Annotated in this window: 15 protein-coding genes; 8 read left to right on the top strand and 7 right to left on the bottom strand. The window is 74.6% G+C overall.

Translation table 11 applies throughout. The features are described from left to right. Positions 1-4: 4 nt before the first annotated feature. Positions 5-1,045 (top strand): polyprenyl synthetase family protein, encoded by a 1,041-nt coding sequence (locus tag O7604_RS07640; protein ID WP_269702823.1) that lies wholly within the window; start codon positions 5-7, stop codon positions 1,043-1,045. A 94-nt stretch (positions 1,046-1,139) separates the two neighbouring features. Here O7604_RS07640 and O7604_RS07635 read toward each other — a convergent pair whose 3' ends face one another. Further along, positions 1,140-2,348 (bottom strand): MFS transporter, encoded by a 1,209-nt coding sequence (locus tag O7604_RS07635; RefSeq protein WP_281579251.1) that lies wholly within the window; start codon positions 2,346-2,348, stop codon positions 1,140-1,142. A gap of 153 nt (positions 2,349-2,501) precedes the next feature. Between O7604_RS07635 and O7604_RS07630 the strand changes: the two genes are divergently transcribed. Then, positions 2,502-3,284, top strand: a complete 783-nt coding sequence (locus O7604_RS07630) for a helix-turn-helix domain-containing protein (RefSeq protein ID WP_269702819.1) — start codon at positions 2,502-2,504, stop codon at positions 3,282-3,284. A gap of 118 nt (positions 3,285-3,402) precedes the next feature. Here O7604_RS07630 and O7604_RS07625 read toward each other — a convergent pair whose 3' ends face one another. Next, positions 3,403-5,520 (bottom strand): PhoX family phosphatase, encoded by a 2,118-nt coding sequence (locus O7604_RS07625; RefSeq protein ID WP_281579250.1) that lies wholly within the window; start codon positions 5,518-5,520, stop codon positions 3,403-3,405. 171 nt (positions 5,521-5,691) lie between these two features. On the opposite strand from O7604_RS07625, the gene O7604_RS07620 reads away from it, so the two are divergent. Then, positions 5,692-6,261, top strand: coding sequence for a sigma-70 family RNA polymerase sigma factor (locus tag O7604_RS07620; RefSeq protein WP_013283619.1), 570 nt, complete (start codon positions 5,692-5,694; stop codon positions 6,259-6,261). After that, a complete protein-coding gene (locus tag O7604_RS07615; protein WP_281579249.1) occupies positions 6,258-6,947 on the top strand; it encodes a zf-HC2 domain-containing protein in 690 nt (229 codons plus the stop codon). The genes O7604_RS07620 and O7604_RS07615 overlap by 4 nt, the downstream gene beginning before the upstream one ends. A gap of 16 nt (positions 6,948-6,963) precedes the next feature. On the opposite strand, the gene rarD is transcribed toward O7604_RS07615, so the two are convergent. From rarD to eccE, 4 genes are all read right to left on the bottom strand, one after another. Beyond that, complete coding sequence (gene rarD, locus O7604_RS07610; protein ID WP_281579248.1) at positions 6,964-7,896, bottom strand: EamA family transporter RarD; 933 nt, start codon at positions 7,894-7,896, stop codon at positions 6,964-6,966. Beyond that, complete coding sequence (locus O7604_RS07605; protein ID WP_281579247.1) at positions 7,893-8,381, bottom strand: GNAT family N-acetyltransferase; 489 nt, start codon at positions 8,379-8,381, stop codon at positions 7,893-7,895. The genes rarD and O7604_RS07605 overlap by 4 nt, the downstream gene beginning before the upstream one ends. A 96-nt stretch (positions 8,382-8,477) precedes the next feature. Next, a complete protein-coding gene (locus O7604_RS07600; RefSeq protein WP_013283623.1) occupies positions 8,478-8,864 on the bottom strand; it encodes a phage holin family protein in 387 nt (128 codons plus the stop codon). Between the two features lie 67 nt (positions 8,865-8,931). Continuing rightward, positions 8,932-10,734, bottom strand: a complete 1,803-nt coding sequence (gene eccE, locus O7604_RS07595) for a type VII secretion protein EccE (RefSeq protein ID WP_281579246.1) — start codon at positions 10,732-10,734, stop codon at positions 8,932-8,934. A 244-nt stretch (positions 10,735-10,978) separates the two neighbouring features. On the opposite strand from eccE, the gene O7604_RS07590 reads away from it, so the two are divergent. Beyond that, positions 10,979-11,296 (top strand): WXG100 family type VII secretion target, encoded by a 318-nt coding sequence (locus O7604_RS07590; protein ID WP_269702807.1) that lies wholly within the window; start codon positions 10,979-10,981, stop codon positions 11,294-11,296. A gap of 20 nt (positions 11,297-11,316) precedes the next feature. Next, the gene (locus O7604_RS07585) at positions 11,317-11,610 is read left to right on the top strand and encodes a WXG100 family type VII secretion target (protein ID WP_269702805.1); all 294 of its coding nucleotides are present in this window, start codon (positions 11,317-11,319) and stop codon (positions 11,608-11,610) included. A gap of 61 nt (positions 11,611-11,671) precedes the next feature. Here the strand turns inward: O7604_RS07585 and mycP are convergent, their stop codons facing one another. Further along, the gene (gene mycP / locus O7604_RS07580; protein WP_281579245.1) at positions 11,672-12,886 is read right to left on the bottom strand and encodes a type VII secretion-associated serine protease mycosin; all 1,215 of its coding nucleotides are present in this window, start codon (positions 12,884-12,886) and stop codon (positions 11,672-11,674) included. Positions 12,887-13,038: 152 nt separating this feature from the next. Between mycP and O7604_RS07575 the strand changes: the two genes are divergently transcribed. Together O7604_RS07575 and O7604_RS07570 are read left to right on the top strand one after the other, a co-directional pair. Beyond that, positions 13,039-16,203 (top strand): SseB family protein, encoded by a 3,165-nt coding sequence (locus O7604_RS07575; RefSeq protein ID WP_281579244.1) that lies wholly within the window; start codon positions 13,039-13,041, stop codon positions 16,201-16,203. Then, on the top strand, positions 16,200-16,565 hold the full coding sequence (locus tag O7604_RS07570) for a hypothetical protein (RefSeq protein WP_281579243.1): 366 nt from the start codon (positions 16,200-16,202) through the stop codon (positions 16,563-16,565). Before O7604_RS07575 ends, O7604_RS07570 begins: the two co-directional genes overlap by 4 nt.

Here is a 16,565-nt window from a genome sequence, read left to right as displayed (position 1 = left end):
TGGCATGGTTGAGGACGTGGCGAACCCGGCTGGCGAGCGTTCAGGTCAGTTCGGCGCGCTCGGCCTGCACCTCGCCGATCCGCGCGTCGAAGCCTCCGTGCTGGGCGTGCTCGACCGGGTCGAGGTGAGCCTGCGGGCGAGCGTGGCCAGCGCCGACCCGCTGGTGACCGAGGCGTCCCGGCACCTGGTCGAGGCCGGCGGTAAGCGGTTCCGTCCGCTGCTGGTGGCGCTGGGCGCCCAGTTCGGTGACCCGGACGCCGACCAGGTCGTCCCCGCCGCCGTGGTGATGGAACTCACCCACCTGGCGACGCTGTACCACGACGACGTGATGGACGAGGCCGCCGTGCGGCGTGGCGCGCCGAGCGCCAACTCCCGCTGGACCAACTCCGTCGCCATCCTGGTCGGCGACTACCTCTTCGCCCGCGCCGCCGACATCGCCGCCGACCTGGGCCCCGAGGCCGTACGCCTGCAGGCGCGCACGTTCGCCCGGCTGGTGCACGGCCAGATCGCCGAGACGGTCGGCCCGCGTGACACCGACCCGGTCGCGCACTACCTGCACGTCGTCGCCGAGAAGACCGGCTCGCTCATCGCGACCTCGGCCCGCTTCGGCGGCATGTTCAGCGGCGCGGCGCCCGCGCACGTCGAGGCCCTGGCCGAGTACGGCGAGATCATCGGTGTCGCGTTCCAGCTCTCCGACGACCTGCTGGACATCGCCAGCGAGTCGGAACAGTCCGGCAAGACGCCCGGCACCGACCTGCGCGAGGGTGTGCCGACCCTGCCGGTGCTCTACGCGATGGCCTCGGACGACGCGGACGCGGCGAGCGTACGGCTGCGCGAGATCCTGGCCACCGGCCCGCTGGTGGACGACGCGCTGCACGCCGAGGCGCTCGGCCTGCTGCGGGAGTCCCCGGCGCTCAAGCGAGCCCGGGAGACGGTGCGCAGCTACGCCGAGGACGCCCGGGCCCGGCTGGCCCCGCTTCCCGAGGGCCCGGCGCGTCGCGCGCTGGAGTCGCTCTGCGACTACATCGCCGACCGCACCAGCTGACCGGCCCAACCCTCCCCGCACCCCACCTGCCGCCCTGGCGCTCCGTCGATCATGAAGTTGACGGGCTCCGGGACGGCGTGTCGCGCCGCCAACTTCATGATCGACGCAGCTGGGTCGGGCCGGGCGGGGTGGGGCGGAGGAGGCGGGCGCCCAGCAGCATCAGGAGGGCGGCCAGGAGCATCGCTGCGGCCGCCGTCAGCCACATCGCCGGGTAACCGGACGCGTCGGCCAGCGCGCCCAGGCCGAGCGGCCCCAGGCAGCCGCCCGCGTACACGCCGGTCTGGGTGATCGAGGTGGCGGCGGCCGGGGCCTGCGGGTGGAGCCGGACCACGGCGAAGTTCATCAGCCCCGGCCAGGCCCAGCCGAGACCGAAGCCGAACACCACGCCCGCGATCAGCGGCACCGAGCCGGTCACCGCGAGCAGGATCAGGCCCACCGAGCCGGTCAGCAGCATCCCGGCGATCAGCCCGACGTGCCCGCCGGTGCGCCGGTCGGCCAGCCAGCCGAGGCCCACCCGGGCGAGCACGCACACCACGCTGCCCAGCGTCAGCGTCAGGCCGGCCAGGCCGGGGGAGAGCCCTCGCGCCGCCGACGAGTCGACCAGGAACGTACCGAGGGCGTTGGCCGCCGCAGCGGCGAGCGTCGCGGCCAGTCCGATCACCACGAGCGGGCCGGTGCCGCCGTTGCGGCGGCCGGAGGCGGTCCGGGCCCGCCGGTCCCGTCCGGCCCTCGGTACGGCCGGCAGCGCGGCCAGCGCGGCTGCGGCGGCCGCCACGAAGGCCCAGCGCCAGCCGGCGGTGAGCGCGACCGTGGGGACGGCCAGACCGGCCAGCAGCGTGGCGGCCGGTACGGCGGCCTGCTTCACGCCGAACGAGAGGCCCTGCCGGTGGGCGGGTACGTGCTCGGCGAGCGCGGCGTTGCTGGCGAGCTGCCCGAGGGCGTTGGCGGCGGCGCTGAGGGCCAGCAGCGCCACCAGGACCGGGTACGACCGGGCGAGCCCGGCCACGGCGAGCAACGAGGCGGCGGAGAGCAGGATGGCGGCCCGGGCGACCGGTGCCGGGCCGAAGCGCTCGACCAGGGCGCCGGAGGGCACCGAGGCGAGCGCGCTCACGCCGAAGTAGATCGAGACGGCCAGGCCCAGCCCGGCCGGGCTGAAGCTGAGTTCGTCCGCGAGTTGCACGGCGAGACCGCCGACCAGGAAGACGGGCAGGACGCACACGATCGTGGTGAGGGTGGCGCCGGCGCCCACGGAGACGGCGTGTCGGGCCGTCGGCGCGTCGGTTCGCGAAACAGTTTCGGTCATCGCGAGCACACCTTACGCCGGAACGTTTTGGCTGCTCATCGTGTCCGTCGGCACACTGTGTGTGTCCGGTCTTCTGGCATCCTCCATCCGAACAGGCATTTCGCACTCGGCCGGTTTTTCATATGGTGTAAGTCCCCGGCGGCGGAGGTGGTTGTGCGCGACCCCCTGGCGGAACCTTCGGACCTGATCCGAAGCGTGTCCCGCGCGCTTCGAGTGCTCGAGTCGGTCGGCCGTGCGCCGAGAGGGCTCACCGTGAAGCAGATCGCCCGGCGCTGCGAGTTGACAGTGGCCACCACGTACCACCTCGTGCGCACGCTCGCGTACGAGGGCTACGTGATACGGCGCGAGGACGGGACGTACATCGTGGGGCTGGAGGTGGCCGACCGCTACCGCGAGCTGGTCACCGCGTTCCGGGGGCCGCCGGCGGTGGGCGAGGCGCTGCGCCGCGCGGCGTCGGACACCGGCTGGAGCCACTACCTCGGCCGTTTCGTCGGCGGACAGGTGGCGGTGACCGCGTCCGCCGAAGGGCCGCGCTCGCCCTACCTGGAAGACCTGGTGCCGGGCTTCGACGAGGGCGCGCACGCCACCGCGCTGGGCAAGAGCCTGCTCGCCACGCTCACCACCGAACAGCGCTTCCGCTACCTGCGCGAGTACGGCATGCGCCCGTTCACCACCGCCACCCTCACCACCGTCGAGGCGTTCGAGGCGGACCTCGCCGCCGGTGACCGGCGCGGGATGCAGCTGGAACTCGGGCAGTTCCGGCAGGGCGTGGCGTGCGCGGCGGTGCTCGTCGCCCCGGACAAGGACATGGAGCGCCGGGTGGTGCTGGCGTGCGCGCTGCCGGCCGGCGAGATGATGACCTCGGCCCGGGTGGTCCGCGCGAAACTGCTCACCGCCGCGCGGGCCATCGCCGACGGGATCGCCTCCGAGAACTGACTCGCCGCGCGGGCCGATCGCCTGCGGATCGTCTCCCACAACCGACGAGGGGTCGCCGACCTGGTGGGTCGGCGGCCCCTCGCGGGGCGGTCCAGCGCCGGACCGCCCCCGGGGTGGGTCAGCTGCCGACCGGGCCGCCGTCGAGGCGCCAGGTGACCACCACGCCGGGCTTGGCGAAGTCGCCGTCCGGCCAGGTGGAGGCGGGGTTCTCCACCGACGCGCCGGTGACCTCGCCCGGGTGCTGCACCGCGACGAACACCGAGCGGTTGTCGCCGGTGATGAACGGGCCGCAGGTCTCCGCGCCGAGCGGCACGGTGAGGAACTGCTTCAGGTGGCCCCGCTCCGGACCCTCGACGGCAGTGGCGAACAGGCCGTCGTTGCTGCCCAGCGCGTTGCCGTCGGTCGAGATCCACAGGTTGCCGGTGGCGTCGAAGGCGACGTTGTCCGGGCAGGAGATCGGCGAGACCTTGGTCTTGTCGTACCCGGCGAAGTAGGTCGAGGCGTCAGCCGGGTCGCCGCAGACGATCGGCAGCGACCAGGCGAAGGTCTCCGCGGTGTTGTCGCCGCGGTCCTCGACCAGCTCCAGGATCTGCCCGTGCCGGTTGCTGTTGCGCGGGTTCGCCTCGTCGGCGGGCGCCTTGCCGGCCTTGCCGCGGTCGCTGTTGTTCGTCAGCGCCACGTAGACCTTGCCGGTGAGCAGGCTCGGCTCGACGTCCTCGGGACGGTCCATCTTGGTCGCACCGACCTTGTCACCGGCGAGCCGGGTGAAGGTGAGCACGTCGGCGGCGGTCATGCCGTCGACGTACGAGCGGTTGCCGCTGACCAGCTTGATCCAGCGGCCCCGGCCGCCGAACCCGCCGTCGGCCGGAAGCGTGCCGGAACCGTCGATCTCGGCGGCCGGGCTGTCGCCCTCGATCTTCGCGACGTAGAGCGTGCCCGACTCCAGCAGCGTCAGGTTGTGCCGCCGGGCCACCGAGGACTTCCCCGGCATGAACTTCTTGTCCGAGACGAACTTGTAGAGGTAGTCGAAACGCTCGTCGTCGCCCATGTACGCGACCACGCGGCCGTTGCGCGCCACGATCACGTTCGCGCCCTCGTGCTTGAACCGGCCCAGCGCGGTGTGCTTGCGCGGCTTGGCCTGCGGGTCGAACGGGTCGATCTCGACGATCCAGCCGAACCGGTTCGCCTCGTTGGGGTGCCGGGCCAGGTCGAAACGCTCGTCCGCCCGCTCCCACTTGCGGCTGCCGCTCGGGTGACGCACGTCGGTCGGGATTCCGTACCGGGCCAGCTTCGGCTTCTGCTCCTCCGGCACGCCGTCGCCGCCGACGAAGTACTGGTTGAAGTTCTCCTCGCCGGAGAGCACCGTGCCCCACGGGGTCACGCCACCGGCGCAGTTGTTCAGCGTGCCGATCACCGTCCGGCCCTTCGGGTCGGCGGCGGTACGCAGCCAGGCCGAGCCGGCCGCCGGGCCGGTCAGCTCGAACTTCGTGGCCAGCGCCGTGACCCGCCGGTTGTACTCGCGCCGGCCACGCCGTACCGGCCGCCACTGCCCGGTGTTCTCCACCCGCTCCAGCTCGACCACGGACATGCCGTGCGCGGCCATCGCCACCCGCACCTGCTCGACGGTCAGCGCGTCCTGGCCGGTGAAGCCGGGGAACATCAGATCCTCGTTCGTGTACTCGTGGTTCACCACGAGCAGCGCGCGCCGACGGTCGATCGGCAGCACCCCGACGAAGTCGTTGTTGTAGCCGAACTGCTGGGACTGGGCGGCGGCGGTCTGCCGGCCCAGGCTGAACGCGGGCGCACCGGGCACGACCTCGTCGCCCCAGCGGATCACCACGGAGTGGTCGTACCCGTTCGGGACGACGAGGGTGTCGAGCTTGTTCGGCGGGATCGGCTTGAACGTCAGCTTGCCGTTGCCCGGATCGGCGGGAGGCACCCGGCCGCCGCCGGGCGCGGGCGGTGCGGCGGGCGCCGCGACGGCCGGTGCCGCGCCGGCGAGCGCGCCCGCGGCGGCGCCGCCGAAGCCGAGCACCAGCGCGCCGACCGCGCCGGCCCGGACCACGCCGCGCCGGGAGATCTCGGTGCCGACCACGTCCCCGAAGTACGGGTTGTCGGTCGGGTTCGGCACCGGGTGGTCACACGCGTTGCCGCACCGGTACAGACAGGTCATCGCGTCGCGGCTGCCGTGGCGGGTGCCGCCCAGCAGCGGAAGCAGGCGAGGCCGGTCGCTCATGGGGTGGAGCCTCCTGATCGGACGTGGGGGAATGCGCACGGACGAGGAGGCCCGCGCGCTCACCCGCCGGACGCTGCCAGGGCACGGTGAGCGGCGATCGGCCCGGATCTGAACCGGACGTGAACAGCTCCGCGCTGACCTGCGGATGAACCGTTCGGCGTCACGGCACGTATGGAAGGGCGAACGCATCGCCGGTTTCCCCGCCGCCGGAAGCGAGGTACCGCCATCAGTGACCACGACGCCCAGCTGCTGCGCGCGCTGCACGACGAGCATGCCGACGCGCTGTACGCGCACGCCCTGCGGCTCGTCAACGGCGATCGGCCCCGGGCCGAGGACCTGGTGCAGGAGACGCTGCTGCGCGCCTGGCGGCACCCCGAGTCGCTGGACCCGCGACGCGGCTCGGTACGCGCCTGGCTGTTCACCACCGCACGGAACCTCGCCATCGACGCCTGGCGGCGGCGCTCGGCCCGGGTCGGCGAGGTGTACACCGACGAGCTGCCCGAGACCGCCGAGACGGTCGACGAGACCGAGCGCGCGGTGGAGGCGTGGACCGTCGCCGAGGCGCTGAACCGGCTCAGCCCGACCCATCGGGAAGTGCTCGTCGAGTGCTTCTACCAGGGGCGTTCGGTGGCGGAGGCGGCGGCGCGGCTGGGCGTACCACCGGGAACGGTGAAGTCGCGTACCCACTACGCGCTTCGCTCACTACGGTTGGCGCTGGCCGAGATGGGGGTGACCGGGTGACAGGCTGCGAGTTCGCGCACGACGACGGGGCGTACGTGCTCGGTGCCCTCGCCCCGGCGGACCGGGTCGCCTACGAGCGGCACCTGGCCGGGTGCGCGCAGTGCCGGGAGGCGGTGGCCGAGATCGCCGTGCTGCCCGGCCTCCTGGGCCGGCTCGACCCGGCCGGGCTGGAGCAGTTCCTGGAGGTCGGGCCGGAGACGTCGCGGGTGCCCGCGCTGCTCGACGCCGCGCGCGAGCGCAAGCGCCGCGACCGGTCCCGCTCCCGCCGACGGTACGCGCTGACCGCGCTCGCCGCCGCCGCGCTCGCGGTGATCGCCGGTGTCGGCGTGGGGCTCGTGCAGCCGCCCGCCGAACCGTCCAAGCCGCCGGTGGCGCTGGCCTCGATGCGGCCGGTGGCCGGGACGGTGCCGGTGCACGCCGAGGTGGGGCTGACCGAGACGCCCTGGGGCACCGAGGTCACCATGCACTGCGGGTACGACAGGCGGGCCGGGCATCGGGAGGCGTACACGTTCCGGCTGGTGGCGCACGGCCCGGACGGCGCGACGGAGCAGATCGGCTCCTGGCTCGCCGCCCCCGGCGACGACCTGCGCTTCTCCGGCGTCACCCGCTTCACCAAGGGGGAACTGGTCCGCCTGGAGCTGCTCCGAGGAACAAACTCCCCCGTCCTGGCCTACGACCTCCGCTGAGCCCTCTCCCCGCCCCCTACCTCCCCGTTGACGGGGCGGGGGTCGGGGTGGCTGAGGTGCGGGCGGCTACGCGGGTGCGGTGGGAGTGGCGCAGGGCGTCGGCGGTGAAGACCACCAGCGCGAGCCAGACCAGGGCGAAGCCGGCCAGCCGGGCCGGCGGCATCGGCTCGTGGAAGATCAGCACGCCGCAGCCGAGCTGGAGGATCGGCGCGAGGTACTGCAACATGCCGACAGTGGACAGCGGCAGCCGGTTCGCCGCACCGGCGAACAGCAGCAGCGGGATCGCGGTGGCAGCACCCGCCAGCACCAGCAGCGCGGTGTGCCCGGCCGAGACATGCCCGAACGTCGAGTCGCCGCGCGTCGACAGCCACCCCAGGTACGCCAGCGCGGGCAGCGCCAGCACCGCCGACTCGACGAACAGCCCCTCCGTGGCGGGCAGTGCGAGCTGCTTCTTGACCAGCCCGTACCCGGCGAAGCTGAACGCCAGCGTGAGCGCCAGCCAGGGCAGGCGGCCGTAGTCGACGGTGAGTACGGCGACCGCGAGCGCGCCGACGCCGAGCGCCGCCCACTGGGCCCGGCGCAGCCGTTCCCGCAGCACCAGTACGCCGAACAGCACCGACACCAGCGGGTTGATGAAGTAGCCGAGTGCCGTCTCGACCACCCGGTCGGAGTTGACGCCGTAGATGTACGTACCCCAGTTGACGGCGATCAGCGCGGCGGCGAGCCCGATGCCGGCGAGCGCCCGGGGCCGCCGGGCCAGCTTGCGCAGGAAGCCGGCGTGCCGCGTGGCGGCCAGCAGCAACGCCACGAACGCCACCGACCAGAGGATCCGGTGCGCGAGGATCTCCACCGGCCCGGCCGGGCGCAGCAGCTTCAAATAGATCGGGAAGAAACCCCAGATCAGGTACGCGCCGACGCCGTACAGGTAGCCGAGCCGGAGCTGGTTCACCGCTCCACCGTAAGTGGTGGATCGCTGTCCTGATCCTTATCGGTGACCGGCGTCACCCGCTGGTCCAGCTCCATCCACCGATCCGCCGCGACCGGGCGGAAGCCGATCTTCGCGTAGACCCCGTGCGCGTCGAGCGTGGCGAGCAGAATCCGGCGTACGCCCAGCTCGGCGAGGTGGTCGCGAACCGCCCCGGCCAGCCAGGTGCCCAGCCCGCGACCCCGCTCGGCCGGGTCCACGTACACGTCGCAGAGCCAGGCGAACGTGGCCCCGTCGGTGACCACCCGGGCGACAGCCACCTGCCGCCCGTCATCCGGCCGGTAGACGCCGAAGCCGACCGAGCCGGCGAACGCGCGCGCCACCGTCTCCCGCTCCCGCCCCAGCGCCCAGTACGCGTCGGTGGAGAGCCAGGCGTGGACCCGGTCCAGGTCGATCCGGTCCGGGTCGGTGCTGATCTCGTAGCCGTCCGCGCGGGTCAGGATGAACACCAGGCCGAGGCTAGTACCGCCGCCCGGCCCTCCCGCCAGCCAATTCCCTCCTGGTGGCCCGGCCGGTCGCCGTCGCGCCCGGCCGGGACCGTGGCGTCAGTCGCGGTCGAGGACGGCGCCGAGGATCCAGGTGACGATGCCGACGAACAGCGCGCCCAGCACCGCCTCCGGCCAGAACCCGTCCACGTGGAACGGCAGTCCGGCCTCACCGGCGATCCAGCTGGTGAGCAGGAACAGCAGGCCGTTCACCACGAGCGCGATCAGGCCGAGGGTGAGCAGGTAGAAGCCGCACCCCACGGTCTTGATGATCGGCTGGAGCACCGCGTTCACCACGCCGAAGATGACCGCGACGAGCACCAGCGTGATCACCGTCTCGGTGGCCGAGTCGGAGTCGAGCGAGATGCCGGGGATGAGCAGGGTGGCGAGCCAGAACGCCACCGCCGTCGAGCCCACGCGAATCAGAAGACCCTTCAGGAAATCCATGGCCGGGATCGTGCCACGGCCGTACCACCAGCGGAAGGCTCGACCTGGTACGCGGCGGTGCGGCTCGTCAGTGGCGGGCCGGGCGACCGACCAGTTGCGACTCGACAGGTGTGGGCGAGAGCAGCGCCCAGCGCAGGGCTCGCCGGTTGACCACCGCCACCATGTCGTCGCGGATCCGGGTCAGCCACTCCGCGGAGCCGCCCAGGCCCAGCGCCGCGCCCGCCAGCGCGGCCTCGTCCGGGTCGAGCGGCTGGAGGATCGCCAGGTCGGCGCGGGCCAGCGCCTGCGTGTCGGCCGGGGTCAGCTCGTCGCGTACGACCAGCACCGACTGCCAGGCGGCGGCCGGTCCGGCCTCCGGCGGCACCGGGCCGGCGTCCACCACCACCAGCAGCGGGCACAGCGGCGAGCCGGGCGCGCCACCGATCGGACGGCCCGGCGGGATCAGCGGTACGCCGCCGCCGACCGTCCCGACACCCCGCACGAACGGCTCCCAGAACCGGGGACGGCCGGTCTGCACCACCACGCGCGCGCCGAGCGCCAGCGCCCGCAGCACGAGCAGTTGCGCCGCGGGCACGCCGCCGACCAGCAGCACCCGGGTCGTGGCCGGCCGGAACAGCCGGACGGTGAGCGCCGCGCCGTGCCGGTTCGCGCCCACCATAAGGCCGGCGGCGGCCGAGGGCAGATCCAGCACGGGCGGGGGCGACCCGACGGGGGACGCGGCGCCGCCGGTCACCGCCAGCGGCAGCGTGGCGGCCAGCCCGGCCAGGTGCTCACCGTCGAGCCGGCGCAGCTCGCCGCCGACGTCACCGGCGACCCGGCGCAGCGTGCGTTCCGCGGTCGACAGCTCGGCCGCGCTGCCCGCCGCGACCCGTACCGCCAGCTCGGCCGGAACCGGTGCCGGGCCGATGCGCGGACCGACAGTCAGCGCGACGGTGGTGGCGGTGGCCGGGAGGGCGAGCAGCCGTCCCAGCAGCCCTCGGGCGGCCTCGCCGCGCGGATCGGGCCACCGGCGCAGTCGCCAGGTGGCCTGCGCCAGTCCACCCACTGTGAGCAACGGCCAGGTCTCCCGCACCGGGGCACCCGGCTCGTGATGGGCCAGCTCGGCGATCACCCGCGGTGCCGCGTCGCCGCCCAGCGGCCGGGCGGTGAGCGGGTCGAGCCGGCGGACGAGCCGCCGCAGAGTGCCGGACAGGGCCCGCAACAGGTCCTCGTCCGGCCAGCCGTCGGCGCGCAGCACCTGGACGGCCAGCACCACGCGGGTCCGCCCGGCGACCCGGCCGTCGGTGAGCTGGCGGTACGACGTACCGGCCGGGCCGCCCGCGACCGACGGCGCGGGTGCGGGCGACGACGAGAACACCAGCTGCAACCGGATCGCGGGGGCGTCCGGGGCGGCCGGGGGAAGCAGGTCGAACGGCGCGGGCAGCTCGGGCGCGTGGTCGCCGAGCAGGTCGTCCGGGTCACCCAGTTCCAGCAGCGCGGTCAGGCCGGCGGCGTCGTGCAGCACGGCCGCACCGCCGGACGCCTCCGTCGCGCCGACCACCGAGCCCGGCCGGAGCAGCTCCAGCAGCGCCGCCGGATCGGCCGCCGCCGGCAGGGCGCGCCGCCTGGTCAGGTACGCCGCGGCGACGACGAGCCACTCGTGCAGCCACCGGCCGTGCACCCGGACCCACGCGGCCGGCAGCAGCAGGGCCGCCGACAGCAGCGCGACGGCTGTCGGTACGACCCCCCGCCCGGCGGTCGCGATCAGCACAGCGACCGCGACCTGGGTCGCCACGATCTGGCCGGCGCGCAGCCGCGCGGCCGGGCGGGTCGTCCACTGTGGTGTGCGGACCGGAACGGACGCGGGCCGCTCGGACGTGCTCGCGGTCACCGCACCTCCTCGCCGGGCCTTCGCGTGACGTAGTCGTGGCTCATCGTAGTGGGCGAGTTGTCCACAGGGGAGCCCGAAGGGGTAGCAGAACCGGAGTCGGACGGCTACCGTCAGCGACGAAATCGTCGAGTCGCGTGTCCGCCGCCGCCAGGCTTCCCCTCCACCGGCCCCGGGCACCCCCCGACGAGTCCACGGTGGTCACTCGGTGGCCAGCCACGACCGAGGAGACGAGGTGACGTCCGGGATGTCCCAGACCCAGGCAGAAGCCGCGGTGATGCAGCAGACCGCCGCGAAGTTCGAGCAGGTCGACCAGTCGCTCCAGACCATGCTCAGCGGCCTGATGGCCGAGCTGGAGGTGTTGCAGCAGGCCTGGCGCGGCGCCGGTGGGCGCTCGTTCGCGCAGGTCAAGCAGCAGTGGGCACAGGACCAGGCCGCCCTGCAACGAGCGTTGCGCGAGACCGCCACCGCGATCCGCACGGCCGGCCGCCAGTACGACGCCTCCGACACCGAGGCCGCCGGCCGGGTGGCGGGCACCAACCGCGGCATCCAGCTGCCGCTCTGACAACCGGAAGGATCGAACCCATGGAGCACGGTGTGCTGGTCGTCAACTTCGCCGCCCTGCAACAGGCGGGCGCCGACATCCAACGGGCGCTGTCCACCCTGGAGAGCCAGCTCGGTCAGCTCGAACGCGACGCCGCCCCGCTGGTGGCGGGCTGGAACGGCGAGGCCCGCGAGGCGTACGAGGTGCGGCAGTCCCGGTGGCGGGCCGCCTCGCAGGACCTCCAGGCGATGCTGCGCGACATCAAGCTCGCGGTGGAGGACTCCGCGACCGACTACCTGGACACCGAGAAGCGCAACGCCAACCTGTTCCAGTGAAGCGGCATCGCACGGCCCGGGCAGCTGACCCGGGCCGTGCGATGGCGTGCCCGGCCGCCGGTCATCTCGGAGCGTCCGTCGCGGCCGCCTGCCACCGCCGGCGTGCTCCGCGCGGCAGCACCAGGGCGAGTGCCGCCACGAGCGCCACCGCACCGCCCGCCACGGCCGCCGCCAGCAGCGCCCGGTCCCGAGCCGTCTGCCGGCGGGACTGCCGGGCCAGCGCGGCCGGATCCGGCCGGTCGGCGGGAAGTACCGCACCCGGTCGGGTACGGGCATCCGCCGCACCGGCCGACTCGGTCACCGCCCGGTACGGGTTCAGCACCCCCGCGCCGTAGCCCGCGTCCCGCCCCGGTGCCGGGTCGGCGGCGGCCACGATCCGCGCGGTCACCTCGTCCGCGCTCAGCCGGGGCCGGTACTGACGCAGCAACGCCGCGGTGCCGGCCACGAACGGGGTGGCGTAGCTGGTCCCCTCGGCACGCTGGTGTCCCGCCCGGGGCGCCGCCATCAGCACCTCGCTGCCGGGGGCGACCACGTCCACGTAGGCGCCGGTCTGGGAGAACGCCGAGCGCGTCCCGTCCCGCCCGATCGCCCCGACGCCGAGCACCCCGTCGTACGCCGCCGGGTAGGGCCGGGGATCACCGTTGTCGTGCAGGTTCCCGGCTGCGGCCACGACCACCACGTCCCGGCGCACCGCGTAGGCGACGGCGGCGCGTACCGCCGGGTCGTCCGCGTACAGCACGACCGAGAGGTTGAGCACGTCGGCGTCGTGGTCCACGGCCCAGCGGATGGCGCGGGCGAATCCGGCGGCGTCGACCGTACGCCCCGACTCCCGCCCCTCGACCACCTGCTGTTCGCTCACCCGTACCGGCAGGATGCGCGCGTCCGGCGCGAGGCCGCGGAACGCGACGCCGGGCTGCGGGGCGGCGGCGATGATGCTCGCCACCCCGGTGCCGTGCCCGGCGCAGTCCCGGGTGCCGTCCCCGCCCCGGTCGAGGAAGTCGGCGCCGTCGAGTACGCGGCCCGCGAGCTGCGGATGGGATCTGTCCACTCCGGAGTCGACCACCGCGACCACCACTCCGGCGCCGGTCGCGAGCGGGGTGAGCCGGTCCGGTGCGTACCGCTGCTGCGGCCACGGCTGGTCCGCCACCGTCCGGGCCGGCGCGGGCGGGTTGGCGCAGCCGGCCGGCGCGCGGGCCGCCGCCGGTGCGGCCGGCGATGCGGTGACGAGGAGCGTCGCCAGGGCGGCCACGGCGGGGTACGCGACTGGCCGAGGCATCGACGACCTCCGTAACGTGTCGGCTCCGGAACGGGATGTTAGCGCCTCGCTCGGTCCGGGGCCGCCCGTCGATGGCCAGAAGTCCTGATCTTGCTGCCACCTTGTAGGTTGTAGGCGATGCCTGTGGCCTGTTCGCGGAAGGAGAGGTGGCCGTGACCGGATGGGAGCCGGCCACCGAGGCCGAGGTGGCGATGCGGGACGCGCTGCGAGCGCAGGACCAGCAGCAGTACTTCCGCGTGCTGACGCGCGTCGATCTCCTGCTTCCGGTCGCGAGCGGGCCGTCCGCCGGGTGGGGCACCTGGACCGCCGGGGGCCGGACCCACGTGCTGGCCTTCACCTCGGCCGCCGCGCTGCGCGCGAGCCTGGGGGAGAACGCGGGGCCGACCCGTCGCGTCCCCTACCCGGACCTGGCGGCCGGATGGCCCAACCCCGAATGGTGGCTGGCGGTCAACCCCGGCCTGCCGATCGAGGGCTACCTGCCCGCCTGGTACGTGGCCCAGCTCTCCCGGGGCGACATCCGGCTTCCCGGCCGCACCATGGGCGCCCGCGCACGGCTGGAACGGGTCGAGAACGCCACCCGGGGGGCGCGCAACGCGGTGCCCGAGCCCGCACCCCGCCCGCCGGCCGTTCCCGTCCCGCCGGCCGCCGCGCCTGCTCCGGTGCCTTCTGCCGTCGTTCCGCCGGCCGCGGTGCCGCCGCCCGCGGTGCCGCCTCCGGCCGTGCCCCCGGCCGCGGTGCCACCGCCCGTGGTGCCGCCTCCCGCCGTGCCGCCGCCCGCGGTGCCGTCCCCGGCCGTGCCGCCGGCTGCGGGTGTGCCGGGCCGTGACGAGCGGCTGATGGGCGGCGAGGAGCCGTCCACGGTTCCGATGCGGGCCGCCTCGGTCCTGGGACGGCGGCTGCCCACCGTGCCGCCCCGCCGCCGGGCACCGGACAACGACGTCCCGAGCCGGACCGCCCCCGGTGCCGAGCCCGAGACGGACGCCCTCGACGGCTGGCTCACCGACCTGCGCCGCCGCCCGGACGAGCCGGACCCCTTCGCCGCCGCCCCGGCGGCGCCGCCCGACGAGTCACCGGCGACCTCCGTGCCGCCACCGTCCCGCTCCTTCTTCGAGCCCTCGTCCGGTGGCCGATCGGCGCGGCGCCCGTCGTCGCTGGACCCGTCGCGCCGGGCCGGTGACCGGGCCACCCCGCCGACCCGGTTCGCCGGCGGGCAGCCGTTCCCACGGCGGCGGCCGTTGAACGAGCCGGTACGCGAGGGCCCGACCCACGCGTTCCCGGCGCAACCGGACGAGCCGCCGCCGACGTCCCGGTCGGAGGAGGCTACCCAGGCGTTCCGGCCGACCCGTCCGGCCGAGGACGCGACCGAGACGCTGCCCCGGCGGCCCGCCGGCCCGGCCGCGCACGCGGGACCGGGCACCGTGACGCACGCCGGACCGGCTACGACCGCGAACGCCGGACCGGCCGCCGCCGACGGGCGGGGTGCCGCACCGGACGGCACCGAGGGCGAGACCGTGCGGTGGGAAACGCTCGCCGAGCCGGTGGAGGAACTGCCCCCGTCGATCGCCGAGCCGGTCTCCGCGCCGCCCGCGCCGCGCCGCGACTTCACACCCATCGTCATCGAGGGCACCGTGATCGAGGCCCGCGACCTGACCGAGCCCGCGCCGTTCTGGTCCGCGCAGCAGGCCGGCCCGATACGTCCGGAGCCGGCCGAGGACGCGACCACGCCGTGGGCCGGCACCACCGACCCGACGATGCCGCTCTCCGCGGCGCCGGTCGCCGACGACACGGTGAACCTCGCCGAGCCGGCGCCGACTCGTCTCGACGCCACCGGTACGCCCGACCGGAGCACGCCGCCCGCCGAGCCGACGGTGTCGTCCGCGCCGGCGGCCGAACCCACCACGTCACTGTTCGAGTCGCCGGCCCCGGCGGGCGAGGTCACCGCGCCGCTGTTCACGCCGTCGGCGTCGGCCGAGCCGACGGTGTCGCTGTTCGATCCGGCACCGGCTGCGCCGTTGTCCGCCCCGGCGGAGGCCGAACCGACAGTGTCGCTGTTCGATTCGGCGGAGGCCGAACCGACCGTGTCGCTGTTCGACCCGGTCTCGGCCGAGCCGACGACAGCGTTCTCCGTGCCGGACGACCTCACCGCCCCGCTGACCGGTCCGGTCTCGGCCGAGCCGACCGTGTCGTTGTCCGGACACGTGCCGGCGGACCAGCCGACCGTGTCCCTCTTCGAGCCGGCGACCGCCGACGAACCGGTCACCACGTCGCTGTTCGCCTCCGACGACCCGACCGAAGCGCCGCTGTCCACACCGGAGCCCGCGGCTCCGGACGTCCCGCCGTCCGACGACGGACCGGCCGCCGATTTCGTACCGGCGAACGACGTCGAGGAAGACCTGCTGGCCGCCGCGGGCAGCGGCAGCACCGACGGATTCCTCACCACGCTGCTGCTGGCCCGCGTGCTGCTGCCGGTCGCGCCCGACTCGGCCGCCGGCAGCCGGCCGGGAGACCCCGGCTTCGTCTGGCACGCCGACCGGGTCGACGGCGAGCGGTGCGTCTCGGTCTACACCTCGCCGGAACGCCTGGCCGAGCACACCGAGGGCCAGGTCGAGACGGTACGGGTCAAGTTCGTCCAGCTCATCCGCAGGTGGCCGGACGTGGCGTGGTCGTTCCGGGTCAACCCGGGCAGCCCGGTCGGTGCGACGTACCCGGGGGAGCAGGTCCTCGCGCTCGCCAACTGGGCGGCCGAGGTGGGCCTCGGCGACGATCCGGAGCCGGCCGCCGCGCCGCAGCCGGCGGAACGGCAGCGCCCGGAGGCGCCCACGATCGCCGCGAACCGGCCGGTGACCATGCAGAAGGCGATTGCGGCGAGCCAGCTCGCGTACTACCTGGAGCGTGGCTACGACCGGGTCTCCGGCTTCGTGCACCGGGCCGGGGAGCTGGCGCACCTGCGTACCCCGGCGGAGCTGTACCGGGCGCTCGGGCTCGGCCACCCGGGTTCGCCGTTCTCCCCGGACGACGAGGAGATCTACCTGTTGCGCTGGCCCGCCTACCGGCCGAGCCTCTACCGGATCCCGTACGGCGGTCCGACCGAGACGGCGATGCGGGCGATGGAGGGCTGGGTGATCGAGCGGCCCCCGTTCCGTGGCAACGGCTTCGCGCCGGGGGAGAGCAGCGACGTGATCGCCGAGTTCAAGGTGGACAGTGCCCGGCTCCCGCACGGCGCCGAGCTGTGGCGGGTCGGCGCGGACGGCGACAGCAAGCTCGTCGCGGTGCTGGACACCGACGAGCTGCTGTGGCGGAAGGCGGCCGAGGCGTGACCCGCGACGGCTACGTGGCCCGCTGGCAGGGCCGGGAGTACCAGGCCAGCCCCGACGGCGACAACATCCGCCTGTACCAGCCCGGCCCGGACGAGGGCTTCACCGAGGTACGCCCCGGCCGGTACGTCCGGGTGGTGCCGGCCGCCGAGGTCGACGATCTGGCGTACGTGCGGACCACCTGCACCTGGCAGGGGCAGCCGTTCATCGTGCTGGCCGAGCACGACGGCTGGCTGCGGCTGGAGTACACCGGTGGGCGCTGGCCGGTGGCCGAGGCGATGGGGCTGGAGGCGTTCGACTTCGGCGTCTACCAGGGCTGGGCACCGGCGGCCGAGGTGGCCGACCTGGGCGAGCAGCGGGTCTGA

This window comes from Micromonospora sp. WMMA1947, assembly GCF_027497355.1.
Classification (GTDB): domain Bacteria; phylum Actinomycetota; class Actinomycetes; order Mycobacteriales; family Micromonosporaceae; genus Micromonospora.
Note: the sequence above shows the minus strand (reverse complement) of the source record. Positions and strands in the feature narration are given on the sequence as shown.